Annotated in this window: 13 protein-coding genes and 2 pseudogenes; 7 read left to right on the top strand and 8 right to left on the bottom strand. The window is 55.7% G+C overall.

What is annotated here, in order from left to right; all coding sequences use genetic code 11:
* Positions 1-15 precede the first annotated feature (15 nt).
* The 3 genes from V8J88_RS11235 to dapD all read right to left on the bottom strand — a co-directional run bounded on the left by V8J88_RS11235 (position 16) and on the right by dapD (position 2,446).
* A complete protein-coding gene (locus V8J88_RS11235) occupies positions 16-378 on the bottom strand; it encodes an ArsC family reductase (RefSeq protein WP_338849620.1) in 363 nt (120 codons plus the stop codon).
* 5 nt (positions 379-383) lie between these two features.
* Positions 384-1,526 carry a PilT/PilU family type 4a pilus ATPase gene (locus tag V8J88_RS11230; RefSeq protein WP_338849618.1) on the bottom strand — a complete coding sequence of 381 codons (1,143 nt, stop codon included), beginning with the start codon at positions 1,524-1,526 and terminating at the stop codon, positions 384-386.
* Between the two features lie 80 nt (positions 1,527-1,606).
* A complete protein-coding gene (dapD, locus tag V8J88_RS11225; RefSeq protein ID WP_338849616.1) occupies positions 1,607-2,446 on the bottom strand; it encodes a 2,3,4,5-tetrahydropyridine-2,6-dicarboxylate N-succinyltransferase in 840 nt (279 codons plus the stop codon).
* 272 nt (positions 2,447-2,718) lie between these two features.
* Between dapD and smc the strand changes: the two genes are divergently transcribed.
* From smc to def, 5 genes are all read left to right on the top strand, one after another.
* Positions 2,719-6,243, top strand: a complete 3,525-nt coding sequence (gene smc, locus V8J88_RS11220) for a chromosome segregation protein SMC (RefSeq protein WP_338849614.1) — start codon at positions 2,719-2,721, stop codon at positions 6,241-6,243.
* Positions 6,243-7,325, top strand: a complete 1,083-nt coding sequence (locus V8J88_RS11215) for a cell division protein ZipA C-terminal FtsZ-binding domain-containing protein (RefSeq protein ID WP_338849872.1) — start codon at positions 6,243-6,245, stop codon at positions 7,323-7,325. Before smc ends, V8J88_RS11215 begins: the two co-directional genes overlap by 1 nt.
* Positions 7,326-7,386: 61 nt before the next feature.
* Positions 7,387-9,435: an NAD-dependent DNA ligase LigA gene (gene ligA / locus V8J88_RS11210; RefSeq protein WP_338849613.1), complete on the top strand. Its 2,049-nt coding sequence runs from the start codon at positions 7,387-7,389 to the stop codon at positions 9,433-9,435.
* Between the two features lie 2 nt (positions 9,436-9,437).
* Positions 9,438-10,334: a UTP--glucose-1-phosphate uridylyltransferase GalU gene (gene galU / locus V8J88_RS11205; RefSeq protein ID WP_338849611.1), complete on the top strand. Its 897-nt coding sequence runs from the start codon at positions 9,438-9,440 to the stop codon at positions 10,332-10,334.
* Positions 10,334-10,882, top strand: a complete 549-nt coding sequence (gene def, locus V8J88_RS11200) for a peptide deformylase (protein WP_338849609.1) — start codon at positions 10,334-10,336, stop codon at positions 10,880-10,882. The genes galU and def overlap by 1 nt, the downstream gene beginning before the upstream one ends.
* A gap of 25 nt (positions 10,883-10,907) precedes the next feature.
* Here the strand turns inward: def and V8J88_RS11195 are convergent, their stop codons facing one another.
* The 4 genes and pseudogenes from V8J88_RS11195 to V8J88_RS11180 all read right to left on the bottom strand — a co-directional run.
* The gene (locus tag V8J88_RS11195) at positions 10,908-12,017 is read right to left on the bottom strand and encodes a DUF4214 domain-containing protein (RefSeq protein ID WP_338849607.1); all 1,110 of its coding nucleotides are present in this window, start codon (positions 12,015-12,017) and stop codon (positions 10,908-10,910) included.
* A gap of 750 nt (positions 12,018-12,767) precedes the next feature.
* Positions 12,768-14,507, bottom strand: a complete 1,740-nt coding sequence (locus V8J88_RS11190) for a right-handed parallel beta-helix repeat-containing protein (protein ID WP_338849605.1) — start codon at positions 14,505-14,507, stop codon at positions 12,768-12,770.
* A 413-nt stretch (positions 14,508-14,920) separates the two neighbouring features.
* Positions 14,921-15,040, bottom strand: a pseudogene (locus V8J88_RS11185) (IS5/IS1182 family transposase); the annotation flags it as partial.
* Between the two features lie 4 nt (positions 15,041-15,044).
* Positions 15,045-15,151, bottom strand: a pseudogene (locus V8J88_RS11180) (IS5/IS1182 family transposase); the annotation flags it as partial.
* 192 nt (positions 15,152-15,343) lie between these two features.
* Between V8J88_RS11180 and V8J88_RS11175 the strand changes: the two are divergent.
* Positions 15,344-16,672 carry a DUF4214 domain-containing protein gene (locus V8J88_RS11175; protein ID WP_338849603.1) on the top strand — a complete coding sequence of 443 codons (1,329 nt, stop codon included), beginning with the start codon at positions 15,344-15,346 and terminating at the stop codon, positions 16,670-16,672.
* A 44-nt stretch (positions 16,673-16,716) separates the two neighbouring features.
* On the top strand, positions 16,717-19,893 hold the full coding sequence (locus V8J88_RS11170) for a M10 family metallopeptidase C-terminal domain-containing protein (RefSeq protein WP_338849601.1): 3,177 nt from the start codon (positions 16,717-16,719) through the stop codon (positions 19,891-19,893).
* A gap of 74 nt (positions 19,894-19,967) precedes the next feature.
* Here the strand turns inward: V8J88_RS11170 and V8J88_RS11165 are convergent, their stop codons facing one another.
* Positions 19,968-20,537: a cob(I)yrinic acid a,c-diamide adenosyltransferase gene (locus V8J88_RS11165; protein WP_338849600.1), complete on the bottom strand. Its 570-nt coding sequence runs from the start codon at positions 20,535-20,537 to the stop codon at positions 19,968-19,970.
* Positions 20,538-20,790 lie beyond the last annotated feature (253 nt).

The raw sequence follows: 20,790 nt of genomic DNA, 5'->3' as shown, positions 1-20,790 counted from the left end.
TTTCTGAGTGGATGGTTATTTTGCAGAGAACAGCTCTGCATACTGTTGCGCGGAAAAGCCCAGCGCTAATAATTTGCCGTCATCGATCAACACCGGGCGCTTGATCACAGACGGTTTGTGCTGCATCAGACTGGCGGCGCTGGCGGCGTCGCACACCGCGTTTTTTTCATCGTCCGACAAGCCGCGCCAGGTCGTGCCTTTGCGATTGATCAGTTGCTCATGTGCGGCTTGCGCCAGCCAGCTGTGCAGCAGGGCGGCGTCGGGCGGGATTTTTTTGAAATCGACAAAGGTGAATTCGCGGCCCTGTTCTTGCAGCCAGACGCGGGCTTTTTTCACCGTGTCGCAATTCGGAATGCCATATAAAAACAGCTTGCTCATACAGATTACAGATTTAAAGTGAATTCAGTGTAAGAAGTGGCCGCAGGTTCTTCCGGCGCTTTGACTTCCACCTGGCCCGGTTTGTTTTCCGAGGTGTTATTCAACATCCACAGCAAATTGGTGGCCGAGTCAGCATTCGCCAGCGCTTCATCCTGGCTGACTTTGTTATCGCGCACCAATTGCAAGAGCGCCATTTCAAACGATTGCGAACCGGGCGAGAGGCTCTTGTCCATCGCTTCTTTGATCTGGCCGATTTCGCCTTTTTCGATCAGCTCGGAAATATGGCGCGTGTTGACCATGATTTCGACCGCCGGCGTGCGCGGCCCGCCATTGATCGAGCGCACCAGGCGCTGGGAAACGATGGCTTTGATCGTGGTCGATAAATCCTGCAGCAGCGCAGGCCGGTTTTCAATCGGATAGAAGCTGATGATGCGGTTTAAGGCGTTATAGCTGTTGTTGGCGTGCAGCGTGGCCAATACCAGATGGCCGGATTGCGCATAGGCCATGGCGGCCGCCATGGTTTCCTTGTCGCGGATTTCGCCGATCAAAATACAATCCGGGGCCTGACGCATGGAATTGCGCAGCGCGGTGTATAAATTCACGGTGTCGGTGCCGATTTCACGCTGGTTGACGATCGATTTTTTATTGCGGAACAGGTATTCGATCGGATCTTCCAGGGTCAGGATGTGGCCGGAGCGCAATTCATTGCGGTGGTCCAGCATCGAAGCGATGGTGGTCGATTTGCCGGAGCCGGTGGCCCCGACCAGCAAAATCAAACCGCGCTTTTCCATGATCAAATCGGCTAACACCGGCGGCAGACCGAGATCGCCCAGACGCGGAATCGTGCCCGGCACAAAGCGGAATACGGCGGATATGCTGCCGCGCTGGCGGAAAGCAGACAGGCGGAAGCGGCCAATATTGGCCACCGGTATGCCCATGTTCAATTCGTTATCACGCAGCAATTCATCCATCTGCTCTTTACTGAGCACCTCACTCAACAGGGAGGCGATATTGTCGTGATCCAGTCTTTGCTGGTTGATGGGAATCAGGTTGCCATTGATTTTCAGGTGTACAGGCGCATTGACTGCAAAAAACATGTCAGATGCGTCTTTTTCCTTCATCAAGGTAAACAGGCGATCCATTGTCATAAAGTCTCCCGGACAGAGCTGAAATATCTGCATAAAACCAGGCGCAAAGTGGCTTGCGCCTGCACTGTTTGCATTATTGCTCAGTCTGCGCGCAAAAGGGCATTGATTTCAGTCTTGGCGCGGGTTTTGGCATCGACTTTTTTCACAATCACGGCGCAATACAGGCTGTGTTTGCCATCGGCTGCCGGCAGCGAGCCGGACACCACCACCGAACCTGCCGGAATGCGGCCATAGCTGATTTCACCGGTTTCGCGGTCATAAATGCGGGTCGATTGGCTGATATACACGCCCATCGAGATCACCGAATTCTCTTCCACAATCACGCCTTCCACGATTTCCGAGCGCGCGCCGATGAAGCAATTGTCTTCGATAATGGTGGGATTGGCTTGCATCGGCTCCAGCACGCCGCCGATGCCGACGCCGCCGGACAGATGCACGTTTTTGCCGATTTGCGCGCAAGAGCCGACGGTGGCCCAGGTATCGACCATCGTGCCTTCATCGACATATGCGCCGATATTCACATATGAGGGCATCAAGACCACGTTTTTGCCGATAAAGGAGCCGCGCCGCGCGACAGCCGGCGGCACGACGCGAAAACCGCCGCGCACAAAATCCTGCTCGGTGTAGTTGGCGAATTTGGTCGGCACTTTGTCATAAAACTGCATCACGCTGGCGTCACCCTGACCGCAGGGCATGGGCGCATTGCCTTCCAGGCGGAAAGACAGCAAAACCGCTTTTTTCAGCCACTGATTCACCTGCCACTGGCCATCGATTTTTTGCGCCACGCGCATACTGCCATCGTCCAGCGCAGCCAAGGCTTGCTGCACCGCCTGCTTAACATCAGCAGGCGCATTGCCCGGTGAAAATTCAGCTCTTTGTTCCCAGGCGGCTTCGATCAGGTTTTGCAATTGTTCAGTCATGACATCTGTCCGGTATGGTTGATCAATGCTGCAATGCATCAGCAGCGGCAACATTATATGCGCAGCACGCGAATGACGAGGAATACAGATGTCATCGGCTTGCATTAATTGCAATCCGGAATGTTTTTAAGTATTAATGTGTTTCAAATTATAATATTTCCATGCTTTGTCGCATACGCCAAGCGCGCGCGCCGGCTGTGAGTGCTATCATTGCCAGCCTTTGACAAACTGTTCACCTTGCCGCTGGCGGCAAACCCAAGAGCAAAAACACTGTGCGCTTAACTTCGATCAAACTGTCGGGCTTTAAATCTTTTGTCGATCTGGCATCCTTCGCTGTGCCTGGACAATTGGTGGGCGTGGTCGGCCCGAATGGCTGCGGCAAGAGCAATATCATCGATGCCGTGCGCTGGGTGTTGGGGGAGTCCAAGGCTTCAGAATTGCGCGGCGAGTCGATGCAAGACGTGATTTTCAATGGCAGCACGCACCGCAAACCGGCTGGCCGCGCCTCGGTCGAGCTGGTGTTTGACAACAGCCTTGGGCGCGCTTCCGGGCAATGGGGCCAGTATGCGGAAATCGCTGTCAAACGCACCCTCACGCGCGATGGCACATCCAGTTACTACATCAATAACCAGCCGGTGCGCCGGCGCGATATTCAAGACATTTTCTTAGGCACCGGGCTTGGCCCGCGCGCTTACGCCATCATTGGCCAGGGCATGATTTCGCGCATTATCGAATCGCGCCCGGAAGAATTGCGCGTGTTTCTGGAAGAGGCGGCGGGCGTCTCGAAATACAAAGAGCGGCGGCGCGAAACTGAAAACCGCTTGCACGATACGCGCGAAAACCTGGTGCGGGTGGAAGACATCTTGCGCGAACTCAACGCCAATCTGGAAAAACTCGAAGCGCAGGCGGTGGTGGCGAATAAATTCCGCTCCCTGCAGGCTGAAGGCGAGGAAAAGCAAAAACTGCTCTGGCTGTTGCGTAAAAATGAAGCCGCCGCCGAGCAGGCGCGCGTCTTCCGCGAAATCGAATTGGCGCAAAACGGTTTGGAAGAACAAACCGCGCGCCTGCGTTCGACCGAGCTGGATTTAGAGCAGATGCGCCAGGCGCATTATGCAATTGGCGACCGCTTGCATCAGGCGCAAGGGCATTTGTATCAGACCAATGCCGAAATCGGCAGCCTGGAAGCGCAAATCAAGTTTGTGCTCGAATCGCGTCAGCGCCTGCAAAACCAGATCAACAGCGTCAAAGCCCAGCGCGAGCAATGGCAGCAGCAATTACAGCACCAGCAAAGCGAACTCGAAGAAGCCAGAATCGCGCTGGAAGAATTGGGTATGAAGGCGCAGATTGCGCAAGAAAGCGCGCAACAGCATAACGACCGCTTGCCGAATATTGAATTTGACTGGCGCCAGGCGCAGCTCAAGAGTACAGAGTCGCGCGGCAAAATCATGCAAGTGCAACAGCAGCTGGAATTGCAAGCGGCGCATCAGCGCAATGCGGCCGCAATTCTCTCAAGCCTGACGGCGCGGCGTGAACGTTTGCAGCAGGAAAAAGGCGGCTTGCAAGCGCCGGACGCCGGGCATTTACAGTTTTTGCGCGAACAACAGGCCGAGCGCGAGATGGTGCTGGAAGAAATCAGCCAGCAACTCGAAGAAGGCCAGATCCAGCAGCCGCAAGCCGAAGACGAGCGCAAGGCTGCGCAGCAGCTGGCGCAGCAGGAACAAGCCACCCTGGCGCAGCTCGAAGCGCGCCTTGCCGCCCTGCGCCAGTTGCAGGAAAAAGTGCAAAGCACGGGCAAGGTGCAACCCTGGTTGCAAAAACATGGGCTGGACCACTTGCCGCGCCTGTGGCAGCAGTTGCATATCGAAGCCGGCTGGGAAACCGCGCTGGAAGCCGTGCTGCGCGAGCGCGCCGGGGCCTTGGAAGTCTCGAACCTGGATTGGGTCAAGGGTTTTTGGCGCGATGCGCCGCCGGCCCGGCTGGCGCTCTACAGCCCGCCAACGCCAGGGCCGGACGCCGCGCCGCAGCTGGCGGTGCAGCCGTTTGCCGCCTTGCTGAAACTCAATGATCCGGCGCTGCGCTCCCTGCTGGAAGACTGGCTGGCCGGGATTTATGTGGCCCAGCATGTGGAAGACGCCTTCGCCCGGCGTCATGAATTGCCGCCCGGCGGCGCTTTCATCTGCCAATCCGGGCATTTGGTCGGACGTCACAGCGTGCGCTTTCATGCCGCCGACTCTGAGCAGGACGGCATGCTGGCGCGCCAGCAGGAAATCGACAATCTTGGCAAGCAGATCCGCGCCCAGCAGATGTTAGCCGAGGAAGCGCGCAGCCGTTTGCAGCGTGCTGAAAATCAGCTCAATCATCTCAATCAGCAAATTTTGCAATGGCGGCAAAAGCAGCAAAGCGTGACCCAGGCTGTGCACAATGGCCAGATTGAACTGGTCAAGCTGTCTGAAATTGAGGAGCGCTTCCGCCAGCGCAGCGGGCAGATTGAGCAGGATCTGGCGGAAATCCGCGCGCAGGAAGCCGAGCACCAGCAAAGCCGGCTTGAAGCTGAGCAGAAATTCGAGGAATTGGACATTGAGCTGGCCGAATTGCAGGCCAGCCATGAAGAAGGACAAAACCAGTTTTTGCAAAAAGAAGCGCAATTGACGCTGGCGCGGCAAGCCCTGCGCGATGCGGAAAATGCGGCGCGCGAGGCTGAATTCGCCGAAAAAAGCCAGCGTAACCGGATTGCCGAATTGGAGCGCGGCATCGCCACCGCGCGTGAGCAGAGTTTGCAGCTGCAGGAAAATCTGCAAGCCGGGCAGGAAGAATTGGAAAGCCTGGACGATCAGAGCGCAAATGAGGGCTTGCAGGAATTGTTAGACCGCCGCATGGGACAGGAAAAAGCCCTGTCTGATGCGCGCCATGAATTAGACCAGATCACGCAAAAACTGCGCGGCATGGAAGAAGCGCGCATGCAGGGCGAACGCAGCTTGCAACCCTTGCGCGACAAAATCACCGAATGGCAACTCAAAGAGCAGGCGGCGCGCTTAAATCAAGAGCAATTCGCTGAGCAATTGCAGGCTGCCAATGCGAACGAAGCGGAGCTGGCGCAAAAACTCACCCCTGAGCTGCGTCCCTCCTGGCTGCAAGGGGAAGTCACGCGCATCAATAACCAGATTAACGCGCTGGGCGCCGTGAATCTGGCGGCGCTGGAAGAATTGGCGGTAGCGCAAGAGCGCAAGCAATTCCTTGATTCGCAATTCCAGGATTTGACCGAAGCCATCACCACGCTGGAAGACGCGATCGCCAAGATTGACCGCGAGACGCGCGACTTATTGCAAGAAACCTTTGACAAGGTGAATGGCCACTTCTCGACCTTGTTCCCGATTTTATTTGGCGGCGGCCAGGCGCGCCTGATCATGACCGGCGATGAAATTCTTGACGCCGGGGTGCAGGTGATGGCGCAGCCGCCGGGCAAAAAAAATGCCACGATTCACTTATTATCCGGCGGCGAAAAGGCGCTCACCGCCACCGCCCTGGTGTTTGCCATGTTCCAGCTCAATCCCGCGCCGTTCTGCTTATTGGACGAGGTGGATGCACCGCTGGATGACGCAAATACCGAACGCTTCTGTAATATGGTGAAAAAGATGTCTGCGCACACGCAGTTCCTGTTCATTTCGCATAATAAAATAGCGATGGAAATGGCCCAGCAGTTAATCGGGGTCACCATGCAGGAACAAGGTGTGTCGCGTATCGTCGCGGTTGACATGGAGTCAGCCGCCAACTTTGCTTCTGAGGCGCAAGCAGCATGATAACGGATCTTCAACTCACATTGATCGCCGGCGGCGCAGTCGCCGTGGTCGCCGTGTTTTCTTATAACAAATGGCAAGAGGTGCGCGCGCGCAAGAGCGTCGAGCGGGCCTTTGCCGGCAATCCCGACGATGTCTTGATGCAGCCGCGTCAAGAGCCGGAAATGGATCTGCAGCCGCATGCAGTCCCCGCCCAGCATGCGCCGGCCAGTGCTCAGGCGCACACTGCGGCAGAGGAGGGCGGCGCGTCAGAGCTGGCCTCTGAGCTTGCGCCCAAGGCAAAACCCAAACCGGAATTGCCAATCGATAAATTGATTGATTGCGTCATCAAGATGAGTATGGAAGCGCCGATGCGCGCGGAAAAACTGTTGCCGGTGTTGCAGCATTTGCGCCATGTCGGCAATAAGCCGGTGCATTACTGCGGCTTGCGGGTGGATGGCGATTGGGAGCCGATTGTGTATGGCGGCCAATATGCCGAGCTTAAAGTCGGGGTGCAGATGGCCAGCCGCGCCACCGCCATGAATGAGCTGGAATATTCCGAATTGGTGACCAGGCTGCGTCAGCTGGGCGATGAAATCGGCGCAGAAGCGGATATCCCGGACATGATTGATGTCATGGCGCGCGCGCGCTCGCTGCATCAATTTGTGCTGGAGCACGATGCGCAACTGGGCATCAATCTGGCCAGCAACGGCGCGCCCTGGGCCATGAACACCTTATTGCTGGCGCTGGAAAAACAGGGCTTTGACGTGCGCCCGGATGGCCGTTTTGTGATGAAAGATGGGGCCGGCGGCAATCTGTTTTCCCTCTCCACCAATGTCACAGTGGCGGCGGACACCACGTCGCGCTTAACGCTGTTGCTGGATGTGCCTTGCGTGGCCCCGGAAAAAGATCCGTTTGGCGCCATGACCGCCTGCGCGCACAGCCTGGCGCAGCGGCTTGACGCCAGCATTGTTGATGACAGCAATCAAATTTTGAGCGACGCTCAATTGCAAGAAATCGCCGGTCAGGTGCAAGCCTTTTATATTGAGATGCAAGGCTCGCAGATTCCCGCCGGCTCCACGCGCGCGCAGCGCCTGTTCAATTGAGCCGCGACGCCTTGCCGGGACGCGGGTTCGATTCCCGCGTCCTTCCCTGTTTGAGAATGACATGACGACACAAGAAGACATGATTGCCCTGGTGGCCGAATTAAACCGCCATGCGCATGCCTATTATGTGCTGGATAATCCCAGCATTCCCGATGCCGAGTACGACCGCCTGTTCAAACAATTGCAAGCCTGGGAGGCGGCGCACCCGGAATGGGCGCAAGCCGATTCGCCCACCAAGCGCGTGGGCGGGGTTCCGCTGCCGGAATTTTCCCAGGTGCAGCACAGCGTCCCCATGTTGTCGCTCAACAATGGTTTCAGCGATGAGGACATTGAAAACTTTGACCGTCGCGTGAAAGAAGGCTTGGATCAATTCCACGCCGAATATGCGGTGGATTTGAAATTTGACGGTCTGGCCATCAGCCTGCGCTATGAAAACGGCATCCTGACCCAGGCCGCCACGCGCGGCGATGGCGCCACCGGCGAAGATGTGACAGCAAATATCCGCACAATTGATGTGATTCCGCTGCGCCTGTTTGGCGCGGTTGTGCCGCAGGTGCTGGAGGTGCGCGGTGAAGTTTTGATGTTCAAACAGGATTTTCAAAATCTGAATGCGCGTCAGCGCGCCGCAGGGCAAAAAGAATTCGCCAACCCGCGCAACGCCGCCGCCGGCAGCTTGCGCCAGCTTGACTCGCGCATCACAGCCCAGCGCAGCCTGCGCTTCTTCGCCTACGGCATCGGCGATTTGCAGGGCGCGCCGATGCCGCCCTCCCAGGCCGCGCTGCTGGATTGGTATGTCACGCTCGGCTTGCCGGTGTGCGATAAGCGCGCCGTGGTGCAAGACGCCGCCGGTCTGCTCGAATTTTTCCGCAATATCGGCTTGCAGCGCGCCGGCCTGCCATATGACATTGACGGCGTGGTGTACAAACTCAATCAGTTTGATTTGCAGCAAAAACTCGGCTTTGTCTCACGCGCCCCGCGTTTTGCGATTGCGCATAAATTCCCGGCGGAAGAAGCCCTGACCACGCTGGAAGAGATTGAAGTGCAAGTGGGACGCACCGGCGCTATCACCCCGGTGGCGCGCCTGGCCCCGGTGTTTGTCGGCGGCGTCACCGTCACCAACGCCACCTTGCACAATGAAGACGAAGTGCGGCGCAAAGATATCAGGATTGGCGACACCGTGATTGTGCGGCGCGCCGGCGACGTGATCCCGGAAGTGGTGGCGCATGTGCCCGAACGCAGACCGGCTGATGCGCGCGAATTTGTCATGCCGCAAGCCTGCCCGGTATGCGGCAGCCCGATTGAGCGCCCGGAGGAAGAAGCAATCGCACGCTGCAGCGGCGGCTGGCAGCGTTGCAAGGCGCAAAAAAAAGGCGCGCTGATTCATTTCGCCTCGCGTCGCGCGATGGATATTGAAGGTCTGGGTGAGCAGTTGGTTGAGCAATTGGTGGAGAAAAACATCATCAATACGCCTGCCGATCTGTACAAGCTGGGCGTGGCCAAGCTGGCGGCCCTGGAGCGTATGGCGGAAAAATCGGCGCAAAATATTTTGAGCGCCTTGGCCGCCTCCAAGCAAAATGTGAATCTGGCGCGCTTTATTTATGCGCTGGGCATCCGCCACGTTGGCGAATCGACCGCCAAAGCCTTGGCGCGCCATTTCGGTAAGCTCGAAGCGGTGCAAGCCGCCAGCGCCGAAGAATTATTGCAAGTCGAAGATATCGGCCCGGTGGTGGCGGCGTCGATCAGCGCATTTTTCGCCGACCCGATCAACTGCGAAATGGTGGAGCAATTGCGCGCCGCCGGGATTGCGCTGAAGGAAGGCGAGGGCGAGCGCGACAATACGCCACAAGTGTTTGCCGGCAAAACCGTGGTCTTGACTGGAACCCTGCCGACCTTAACCCGTGATGCGGCGGCAGGCATGATTGAAAAAGCCGGCGGTAAAGTTTCCTCATCCGTATCCAAGAAAACCAGTCTGGTGGTGGCCGGCAGCGATGCCGGCAGCAAGCTCGCCAAGGCGCAGGAATTGGGCGTTGCCGTGATAGACGAAGCGCAATTCTTAAGTCTCTTGCAGCCAGTGCAGACTGAACAAGACCCCCTAGAAAACGAGGCGTAAAAATGAAAAAAATCAGAAAAGCCGTATTTCCCGTTGCCGGCCTGGGCAGCCGTTTTTTACCGGCCACCAAAGCGCAGCCCAAGGAAATGCTGCCCATCGTCGATAAGCCCTTGATCCAATATGCAGTAGAAGAAGCGGTCGCGGCTGGCATTACGGAGATGATTTTCATCACCGGGCGCAATAAGCGCGCGATTGAAGACCATTTCGACAAAGCCTATGAGCTGGAATCGGAATTGGAAGAGGCCGGCAAGCAAAAATTGCTGGAGCAGGTGCGCAATGTGATTCCAAAACACATTTCCTGCATCTACATCCGCCAATCCGAGCCGCTGGGTTTGGGCCATGCGGTGCTGTGCGCGCGCCCGGTGATTGGCGATGAGCCGTTTGCGGTGATTCTGGCCGACGACTTTATGGATGTCAGCGGCCAGACCTTGCCGGTATTGCGCCAGATGAGCGATGTCTATGAATATGAAGGCTGCAGCCTGCTGGCGGTGCACGATGTGCCGCGCGCCAACACCAAGCAATACGGGATTGTCAGCGCGCATTCCTACCGCCCGCAATTAGAGCTGGTGGATGGGATTGTGGAAAAGCCGCAGCCTGAAGACGCGCCGTCCACCCTGGCGGTGGTGGGCCGGTATGTGCTTTCGCCCAAGATTTTTGAATTCCTGGAAGGCTTGGGCACTGGCGCCGGCGGTGAAATTCAGCTCACCGACGGCATCGCCGCTTTGATGAAAGCCGAGCGCGTGCTGGCATACCGCTATGACGGCATACGCTATGACTGCGGCTCGAAAATCGGCTATTTGAAGGCGATGGTGGCGATGGGCTTGAAACACCCTGAGACCGCCAATGAATTCCGTCAATATCTGAGCGATTTGCAACAAGGTCGCAACGGGGAAGATTGATGGAGCAGAAGGGACGTGTACTGCCGATTTTGCGCATGGGCGATGCGCGCCTGTTGCGGGTGGCGCAGCCGGTGCGCCAGTTTGATACGCCGGAACTGCACGCCTTGATTGCGGATATGTGCGCCACCATGCAGGCGGTGAATGGCGCCGGTCTGGCCGCGCCGCAAGTCGGGGTCGATCTGCAGCTGGTGATTTTCGGCTCGGGCGCGCCCAACCCGCGTTACCCGGACGCACCGCCGGTGCCGCCGACTATCTTGATCAATCCCGTGCTGCAGCCGATAGGGCCGCAGATGGAAGAGGGCTGGGAAGGCTGTTTATCGGTGCCCGGCATGCGCGGCCTGGTGCCGCGTCACACCCGCTTGCGTTACAGCGGCTTTGATCAATATGGCCAGGCGATTGAACGCGAGGCAAGCGGCTTTCATGCGCGCGTGGTGCAGCACGAATGCGACCATTTGCAAGGCGTGCTGTACCCGATGCGGATCAAGGATATGCGTTATTTCGGCTTCATTGAAGAATTGTTTCCGGGGCAGCAATTGGCGGATGATTAAGCGCACCGCAGCACCGGGGCTTGGCTTAGCTAAACAGGGAAAACGCCATTCCCTGCTGCATGACGCCGTTAAGCTGAGCCTGATTTTCCGGGGATTGGGCAAAAAAACTCAGTATCTCTGCTGGCGCCTTGCCTTGCTTGAGCGTATCCAGCCAGAATTTCTCCCCTTCCGCATCAGGCGTGCGATGCAAGACATGCTGGTACATCAGATTGATCAAGGTTTTGTGATCCGGATTGGCGCCATACATTTTTTGGAACTCATCTGACTGCATAAAGCCTTGCGCGATTTGATGCAGACTGGCGCCATTTTTCTCCATTTGATGAAACCAGAAACCCAAGCCTGACGCATCCGGCTTGCGGTCAAACGCCGCCTGATATAAGCGATAAATCTGGCCGGAGGCGCCATCCAGATCAAAGTTCAGATATTGATCGCTAAAGCGTAAGCGCTCAACATTGTGCAAGGTATTGCTATCGCCGGCATTTTCCTTTGGGCTGACCGTCAAGACGCCATTGTCTTGTTTGATGATGTTGTAGGAACTCAGCGCTTGATTGAAAACCGCAGTGTCTATCCCGGCCTCGCCATACAGGGTATCGCCGCCGCCATTTCCCACCAGAAGATCATTGCCGCCACTGCCGCGCAGTTCTTCTTTCTGTGCCGTTCCGGTCAGATATCTTCCTTCGGCGCCAAGGCCAAGCTTGCCGCCTAAGCCATCGCCGCCGTACAGCCAATGCAATGCCGCCAAATCGTTCGGGCTGTATGTGCTTTGCGTCTTACCACTTGTGTAAGACATCAAAGTGTTGTCAGTATGGTCTTGTTCATGTGGCAGCCTGACTTCTCCATCGAAAGGATGACCTAAACCCAGCGCATGGCCAACTTCGTGCAGTAAAATTTGATAACCGGTTTTTCCTGGCGTCAAATCCCACGTCAAATATTCAAACTCTTCGTTATCTAAAAAGATTTCAGCCTGTGCCCGGTACTCAGTCCCTTTTTCAGTGCTTTCCGTCAAATCTTTGGGGAAAGTGGCGCCAGCCCATTCGCGTGGCCAGACATTGCCATTCGAGAAACGCCAATTCGCAGCATCCACATTATCCACCTCTTCAAGTTTGATGCCGGTGATCTGGGTGACATACTGCATCAATCCTCTGGTATGCCCCTGTTGCGCCGTTGTGAATGCGCTTAAGCCCCGCGGGTCAGCGTCCTCCAATGCGAAGGTATAGCGAATTGTATTATTCGCGTTCGTTACAAAATTCCAGGATAGATAGTTGGTGAGAAGCGAATCGATATGCACCAGGCCGGAAAATGGCGGCTTGGCAGAAGCGGGAATGCTGGCGGTGATGTTGGACATGGTGGAAATCAGCTGAATTGATACCTCAGACGGGGAAATGCGAACCCGGTCGGAATGCATGCTCGAACGGGGACGGATTGTGTGGATTCATTCATGTATAAATGTGATTTTTCATAATAATCCGATGTCAATCAAAGCGCCTTTGTGCGACAAGCCATCGCTATCAGACAGCGCAGTGTTTTTGATACATTGCATGCTTCTTGGGGCATGATTATACGGTCTGAAAATGCTATCAGTACTGTAAAATTTTTATAAAAAAAAGACCGCATCGCTTGCTATGTCCGCTTATGCTGTGTTTTGCATCTTGTGTGGCAAGTAATATTGATATGGGTGGCTTGAGCACAGAGCAGGCGCTGTGCATCCGGCTTGCACAGGATTGCAATGTGTTGACATGAGGCCGACACCAGGCGCAGCAGGCATTGTGCGGGCGAGATCGGTCAGAGCCAGCCTGAAAATGCTTTTTCTCTCAAAGCAGATACGGCAACGCAGGCTGGCGCGGTATCAAGCTGTTCAGGTTTTTGCGCCTGAACAGCCGCCCGTTTATTCAAAAATGCCAGGGATGGGCTTGAACGGAATGCGCGATTGCAAATCCCAATCCTTCAATACACCGGTGGTGAAGGTAGATTGGGTAGGATAATTGCGCACAGGGTGTCCAGTCGCCGGGCGGAATAAATAAGGCGGGCTGCCGGCATGCAGGCTGCGGTCTGCGTCCAGTCTGGCAAAGATGCTGTAATCACCACGATTGATCATATAGTTGCCGCTGATCAACCACAGATCGGTGTCAGTAACCCGGATATCCTGACCACTTGCAGTTCTTTCAATCAGGTTATTCGCAATCAGATTATCCGGTGAGCGCATCGATGTCGGCGGCAGCGTGTCGATATAGATTGCGTGACTGCTTTGACTGTTGAGAATGGTATTGTGCGAGATATTGATCTTTTCGTAGGTATTATCCGGGCCGGGGTTATTGCTGTCATACCAATAATTGATGCCAAAAGCGGTGGTGTGAATCAGATTATTGCGCACCTGAATATCGCTTAATCTGATTGATCCATGCACACTTTGTTCACTTGCCAGTGTGAAGCCATTCATTGGACGGCGTAAATTGTCCGGCACAGGCGAGGGTGGAATCACCGGAGTGCGCTGGAGCGGGCGGTGATACCAGGCAGTGGTGGTGTAAATGTAGTTTTGTTCGACAAGCGCTTTGCTGAGCTGGTGCAAATAGATGCCGACAGAATAAGTGTCGCGCACGGTATTGCCACGGATTTGCGCTTCATCACAGCTGCACATAATGCCTTCACCCCAGCTTTTTTCGACCAGATTGCCGGAAATGACGATGTTTTTCGAGCGCGGAAAAATGGAGTGGAAAGTCCAATCGCCGCCCATCTGCACCACCCCAGGCCAACCGCCGGACCGCTGCTTGGCATAAAACACGATATTGTTACGATTGATTTTTGCCGCATCGCTGACATGATTATTCAGGATACGCACATTTTCGCCAAAACCGCCAATCGCCCGATAATTCACATTGCGCACAATATTATTTGAGATTTCGACATTTTTATACAAACTCACCCGGATGCCGCGCCCGCGCGTGTTGCGCACTTCCATGTTTTTGATCACCACGCCGCCATAGCTCAAGGCGCTCGGCGGCTCGTTTGCCGGAATGTCATGTTTGACTTGCAGCAGGCTGGCGTCAGATGGCATGGGGTCGTCATCGTCAGGAATCGGCCCGCCTTCATGCGCCAGATAATATGGATTATCCAGCCCGCCAAACTTGCGTTCTTTACCGTCGAGGATGATGCGTTTTTTAGCGCCATTCGCGCCGTCAAGAATCACGCAATTGCTTTTGCTGATGCTCATCAAGGTGCCGAAAAAGTTGCGGTTGACTGCCGGATCCTCAAAATCCTCCGCCATTTCAAGCACCGCGTCAGCCGTTGCGGCGGGATCCAGCCCCAGCAGCAAGGCATTACTTTGGGTGGGCGTGGCGCAGGACTCAAGCGGCGGGGCGAAATCGTTAATCGAATAGTCGTTACGGTTGGCGTAGTTGATGGTGTACACCCCCTGCTTGAAATAGATTTGATCACCCTGACGCAATCTGTCCACACCGCTTGAGGTGCGTAATGCACGCTTGACGGTTTTGCAAGGGCTGGCATAAGCGCCGCAGGAGTTAGAGTCTATGCCGTCGGGCGCGAGATACAAGGCGGTGGCGTGTGCTTGAGTGACTGCGAGCGGCGCCAGAATGCTGGCCGCCAGGATGAGGGGAAAGTGCGATTTCATAAAACGACCTCCTTGTTTTGTTAAATAGAATGCAATGTTGGCACTGAAATGATTGTTTTGCAAATACTTTATGTAAGTGTGTCATCAGTGACTTGTGCTATGGATGAAGTGAGAGATTCCGTAATCAGTCTATTCGGCAGGGAGAAACATTGAATGTATTGGCAATGGAAAATGTATGCTCTTTTGAATCACATTCAAACAGCCGGTCAATGTAGCGCTGGCGCTTGATGAGACAATTCCGCTCCCCCGGATGGGTACGCCTAAGGCGGGGGAAAGCGGGGTTGGCAATACGATGCTGTCATTTCGTGCAAAAGGCGTGAAATAAGCCGGCTGCGCCGGGAGTGGCAGGCTGCCAAGGCCTTTTTACCGTGCGCTGCGCCATTTGCAGCGCAGCCTCTCGCCATGCTGTGCAAAGTGACGGTCATATCGACGATCAATCCATTTCGGTTTTCCATCAGCCCCTGTCTCATATAACAAAGTCTTGCTTTGTCCCCTTCAGATTTTTTGTACAGTCTTGCTTCCGGGGCAGTGCTCAATTTCACCAAGGAATTTGAAGCAACGCACTTTAGCTTCGACCAAACTGCGCCGGTGATAGCCACCCGCTTCTGTCAGGCCATGCGCCCAAGGCGCCGGGTGAGGGCTAAAAAAGGCATTGCGCGCCGGGGCGATGATTTGTGCAACAAAGCTCTGCTAATGCTGTGTTGCTGGAAGTGACTTTGTGTTGTTTGCGTGGTGGACTGCACCCTGTCTTCACTGGCGGATTTTTCGCAATCAGTTATGATGCCAATGATGGCTGGCGCATCCTGCGCCAGCTTCTTGCTGCAGGGAGCATACTGATGGCCACCGTTACAGACGTCACCACCGCCCATACCTCAGGCTTGAATCACATTGACGCCTTGATTGATACCGGGCCGGCTTGGAATTATGTTTTACCGGGTAATAACAACATCCTGAAGTTCAGTTTTTCTATTAACAGTGGCAAGGAAGATCCCACATATGCGCTAAGTGCGTTTTCGGCCAGCCAGCAAAACGCCACGCGCAGCATGCTCAGTTATGTTTCCAGCGTCACCGGCATCCAGTTCCAGGAAGTGTCTGACGCCAGCGTCGCCGATTGGCGCTTTTCCATGCGCGATATCGAAGAGTCTTCGGTCGCCGGGCTGTGTTCCTGGAATACTTCATATAACTATGATGGCAATCAACAGATTACAGAATACAGCGCGCAAGCCTGGATCTATCTGGACAATGTTGAATGGAACAGCGCAAATCAAAACCTGATCGCGGGGGAGGCGGGATATGAAACCCTGCTGCATGAAATCGGACATGCGCTGGGGCTGAAACATCCTTTTCAAGGCGGTACGCGCTTGCCCGCCAATCAAGATAACACCAGCAACACCCTCATGTCTTATACCGATTCCGGCGGCCCATACTCCACCTTCCGGCCCTACGATGTGGCGGCGCTGAACTGGCTGTACGGCGGCGATGGCTTGGCCGGCAAGCTTGGCGTGGGCGGCAATGCGGTGTACTTGATCGGCAGCGCCAGCGCAGACACCTTGAGCGGCAGCGCCGGCAATGATGTGTTTACCGGCCTGGCCGGGAATGACGCCATCAATGGCGCCGCCGGCCTCGATTTGGCGACCTATTCTTTGGCGCGCAGCAATTTCACCATCAGCAAGAACGGCAGCGTGATCACGGTTACGGATAATACCGGGGCGCTTGGCGTGGATACCTTGAATGGGGTGGAACGCCTGCGCTTTGCTGATAAATATGTCAATTTCGACACCGATGGCGCTTCCGGCAAAGTGTATCGCCTGTATCAGGCGGCGTTTGACCGCACCCCGGACGCCGGCGGCCTCGGTTTTTGGTTCCACCAGATGGAAAACAATGGTTCGACCCTGACCCAGATCGCGCAAGGCTTTATGGGCTCGGCAGAGTTTCAAGCCATGTATGGCAGCAATCCATCGGCGGAAACTGTGGTCGGCTTGCTGTATAACCATGTGCTGCACCGGCAGGCTGAGCCGGATGGCTACAATTTCTGGGTGAATGTGATCAAACAAGGCAATCCGGTGGCGGATGTGTTGGCGTATTTTGCCGACAGCCCGGAAAACCAGGCGCAAGTCATCGGCACAATTCAAAACGGCATGGAATTTTCTGTCTTTTCCGGCTGAACTCAACCTGCGCCGGCATAGCCGGCGCGCTTCTTTGAAAAATTATGTTTCCTCCATCCAATCACATGCGCGGCGCAGATGAGGCCGAATCCATCCATTTGCCGGTGCTGATCGGCGGTTTGCATTATCAGGCGCAGGGTGGCAATGACACTGTGTATGCCGATGGCGGGCGCGATTGGATTGAAGGCGGCGCCGGCGATGATGAACTTCACGGCGGCGCCGGGCCGGATCTCAGCGCGCAAGCCAGCACTCTGCATGGCGGCGATGGCGATGACTTGCTCAATGGCGGCGGCAATCATGATGTTTTGCATGGCGATGCCGGGGATGACCGTTTGCTTGATCTGTTTGGCAATAATTGGCTGCAGGGCGATAGCGGCAAGGATTCACTGCACAGCGGCGCCGGACACGACAGCTTGTATGGCGGCGAGGGAGATGATTATTTGCAAGATGATGGCGGCCGCAATTTGCTTGACGGCGGGGCCGGCAATGATCAGCTGACTGTGGAAAATGGGATTGATGGCGCCAGCATTTTGTCAGGCGGCGATGGCAATGACCAGCTGATCATTGACGCTGGCAATAACCGTTTGGATGGCGGGGGCGGCAATGACAGCTTGTATGGCGGGTCGGGCAATGACACTTTAAGCAGCGGCGAGGGCGATGATTTTTTATCCGGCGGCGATGGCGATGATGTCTTGCATGCAGGCTTAGGGTTGGTCACGATGGAAGGCGGCATGGGTGATGATGTGTATTACGTCAATACGCCCAATCAGGTGGTGAAGGACGCTGGCGGGCAAGACCGCATTGTGGTCAATTGCGATTTGTACAAACTGCCGGCGGATATCGAGCAAGTCGATTACAACGGACATATTCCGCTGCCGTATTGGATTGACGCCATGATTCCGGTCGAAGCCAATGCATTCATCGGCAGCAATGGCGGGTTTGGCCAGGCGCATGTCTTCAAATACATCTTTCTGGAGACTATGCCGGCCTATTTTGACGCTTCCGACAGCAATGGTTTTGCGCCCTTTAATGCGGCGCAAAAGGCGGCCGCGCTGGAGGCGATGCGTTACATTGAGAGCATCGCGAATGTGCAGTTTGTCGAAACCACAGAACCCAATGCGCGCGATGTGCTGGCGTTTGCCGCCAATATTCAGGTGACTTCCAGCGGTTACGCTTATTTCCCTGAAGCCGAGTTTTATGGCAGCGATGTGCACATTGACATCAGTCCTGGCAATGACAGCAATCTCACCATGCAAGACGGCAGTTATGGCGTCTATACCATGATTCATGAAATCGGCCATGCCCTGGGTTTGCGCCATCCTTTCCAGATCAATAGTGAGCCGCCGCCCTGGTTGCAAGGGGACGAGGATAGCAGCGCCTGGACGGTGATGAGCTATATCAGTTACCAGGCGGATTATCACTTGCAAATGAAGCCCTTTGATATCGCCGCCATGCAATATCTGTATGGCCCGCCGACCCACAAAGCCAAGAACGATGTGCTGGTGGTGCAGCCGGATGCGCCGAATCTGTTTTGGGATAGCGGCGGCGAAGATACGATTGACGGCTCGGAATTAACGCAGGACATGCATTTGCATCTGCGCCCGGGCCATTGGGATTTTGTCGGCGGCAAAGCAGAGAAAATCAGCGCCGCCGGCCAGATCAGCATTAATCCCGGCAGCAAAATCGAAGCAGCCTCAGGTGGCAGCGGCAATGATGTGATCAATGGCAATGAGTTGGATAATCTGCTTTCCGGCGGTGGCGGCAATGATGTGCTGGACGGCGAGCAGGGCCATGATGTATTGCAGGGCGGGGCGGGCGACGATACTTTGCACGGCGGCAGCGGGAATGACACCTTGATTGGCGGCGCCGGTTGGGATGTGGCGCGTTTTCCCCTGGCGCGCGCGCAGTATCAGATTGAAAAAATGAGTGAAACCAGTCTGCGTCTGACGCAACTGGGGGCGGATGGCGAGCGCCTCAGCATTTTGCTGGATCAGGTGGAAAGCATGCAGTTTGCCGACCGCAGCCAGCGTGCGGTGCATTATCTGGCCTTGCCGGAATTGCACCCCGGCCCGATGTTGGGCAAAGGCGAAATCAAGTTAAGCGGCGTGGCCGCGCCGAATGCGCTGTTGACCTTGTTCGGCACGGCAGCGGATGGGGTGGAAGTCAAGCTGGCGGAGTTGAATACTGACGCCGCAGGGCAGTGGCAATGGCGGCAGGCGCACGCCTCGGGCGAATTGCGCCTGCGCGCCGAAATCAGCGACGCGCAGGGATTTGCGGCGGAAAGCGTGGTGTTGGGCCAATATCGCGTCGATAGCAGCGCCCCGCAGTTGCGCGATGTGCGCCTGGATACCCATGCGGATGGTTCATTGCCCTGGAACCGGCTGGGATTGCAAGCGCGCACGGATAGCGATGCGCGTTTGCTGCTCAACATTGATGGCGGGCCGGTGATAATAGCCAGTCCGGATGGGCAGGGGCAAGTGTCGATGCTGCTCGATAATTTGCAATTGCAAGCGGGTCGCCACCGGCTGGATTTGCAAGTTAAAGACGCGGCCGGCAACGCCGGCGTTTTGCAAACGCTGTTCGTGCAGGTCAAGGCGCCGCAAGTCATGCAAGGTTCAGCGCAGGATGAGCGCCTGGTCTTGCCGGCGGATGGCATGGATTGGGTGGTGCATGGCGGCGGCGGGGTGGATACGCTGGTGTTGCCTGGCGCCAGAGAGGCTTATCGGGACGGCGTACAGATCCAGGCGCGCTTTGATGTCCACAGCGCGGCCAGCATCAGTTTTGCGGAAATCGAGCGGATTGAGTATGCCGATAAAGGCTTTGCGCACGATGTCGAGTGGGGTGGGGCGGCCGGCAATTTACTGCGCCTGTATCAAACCGCATTCGGGCGCATGCCGGATCCGGGCGGCGCCGGTTTTTGGCTCAAGCAGGCAGGCAGCGCAAATTTGAGTCAGCTTGGCCATCTTTTTGCCAACAGCACGGAATTTCTGACCCTGCATCCAAAGCAGACTGAAGTTGCGCTGCAGCAAAGTATTGACCTGCTGTATCAGCAAGGCTTGCAGCGGCATGCCACGCAAAGCGAGCTGGTTTATTGGCAGCAACAAATCGGCGCCACAGGGCATGCGGATTTCGGCCCCTTGCTCTACAGTATTTGCGTCAGCGAAGAGGCGCGTTTGATCGGGGTGACGCCAAGCGTGCTTGAATATTATCCGCAGGCATAAGAAAGCAGGCGCATACCCCAAAGACGGTATGCGCCTGTCTGTTGAAGGGGGGCGAGGCGCAGATGCGCGCGTTGTTATGTTTCGCTGGCCTCAGTTTTGCTGCGGTGATGCCACAGCACATCGCCATTCGCGCCGGCATAACGGTTCAAACTGCGCGCCAACACAAACATCAAATCCGATAAGCGGTTAAGGTATTGCCGCGCAAACGGAAAGATATTTTCCTCCCGCCCCAAATGCACCACATTGCGCTCGGCGCGCCGGCAGACGGTGCGGCAAATGTGCGCCTGACTGGCCGCGCGCGTGCCGCCGGGCAGGATGAAGTCTTTTAAAGGCGGCAGGTCGGCATTGTACTTGGCCAGCAAACCATCCAGTTTTTCAACCTGTTCGGCCTGAATCATTTGATAGCCGGGGATGCACAACTCACCACCGATATCAAACAGGTCGTGCTGAATTTCCAGTAATTCGGCGCGCATCTCCTGCGGTAAATCTTCGCACAGCAATAAGCCGACATGCGAGTTCAATTCATCCACCTCGCCCAGCGCATGGATGCGGAAGCTGTCTTTAAAGGTGCGGCTGCCATCGCCCAGACCGGTGCTGCCATCATCCCCGGTGCGGGTTGCGATTTTAGAGAGTCGATTGCCCATATTGTCATCCTTGGAAAAAGTGCGCCAAGCATAGCATGGCGCGCGCTGTGCCGGCTTTCCGGCAAGGCTGAATGCATCGCTCATGCGGCTTGCAACAAATTGTAAAATTTGTATTTCGCCTTGACTGTGCAGTAATGCGAATAATGCTTGCGGATATCAGCAAAACACTGATGAAAAGCAGTATTTTTTACTTAAAAGAAGAAAGAAGTAAAAATAATCCGGCAAAATATTTCCATAAAGAAATTAACTTTTC

The sequence above is a fragment of the Massilia sp. W12 genome, assembly GCF_037300705.1.
Classification (GTDB): domain Bacteria; phylum Pseudomonadota; class Gammaproteobacteria; order Burkholderiales; family Burkholderiaceae_D; genus JACPVY01.
This window is presented reverse-complemented; position numbering and strand designations above follow the sequence as displayed.

Excerpts from the sequence above, each read along its gene's own strand:
- V8J88_RS11235 (WP_338849620.1), bottom strand. The coding sequence starts at position 378 with ATGAGCAAGCTGTTTTTATATGGCATTCCGAATTGCGACACGGTGAAA.
- V8J88_RS11230 (WP_338849618.1), bottom strand. The coding sequence starts at position 1,526 with ATGACAATGGATCGCCTGTTTACCTTGATGAAGGAAAAAGACGCATCT.
- dapD (WP_338849616.1), bottom strand. The coding sequence starts at position 2,446 with ATGACTGAACAATTGCAAAACCTGATCGAAGCCGCCTGGGAACAAAGA.
- ligA (WP_338849613.1), top strand. The coding sequence starts at position 7,387 with ATGACGACACAAGAAGACATGATTGCCCTGGTGGCCGAATTAAACCGC.
- galU (WP_338849611.1), top strand. The coding sequence starts at position 9,438 with ATGAAAAAAATCAGAAAAGCCGTATTTCCCGTTGCCGGCCTGGGCAGC.
- def (WP_338849609.1), top strand. The coding sequence starts at position 10,334 with ATGGAGCAGAAGGGACGTGTACTGCCGATTTTGCGCATGGGCGATGCG.
- V8J88_RS11195 (WP_338849607.1), bottom strand. The coding sequence starts at position 12,017 with ATGCAGTATGTCACCCAGATCACCGGCATCAAACTTGAAGAGGTGGAT.
- V8J88_RS11190 (WP_338849605.1), bottom strand. The coding sequence starts at position 14,507 with ATGAAATCGCACTTTCCCCTCATCCTGGCGGCCAGCATTCTGGCGCCG.
- V8J88_RS11175 (WP_338849603.1), top strand. The coding sequence starts at position 15,344 with ATGGCCACCGTTACAGACGTCACCACCGCCCATACCTCAGGCTTGAAT.
- V8J88_RS11170 (WP_338849601.1), top strand. The coding sequence starts at position 16,717 with ATGTTTCCTCCATCCAATCACATGCGCGGCGCAGATGAGGCCGAATCC.
- V8J88_RS11165 (WP_338849600.1), bottom strand. The coding sequence starts at position 20,537 with ATGGGCAATCGACTCTCTAAAATCGCAACCCGCACCGGGGATGATGGC.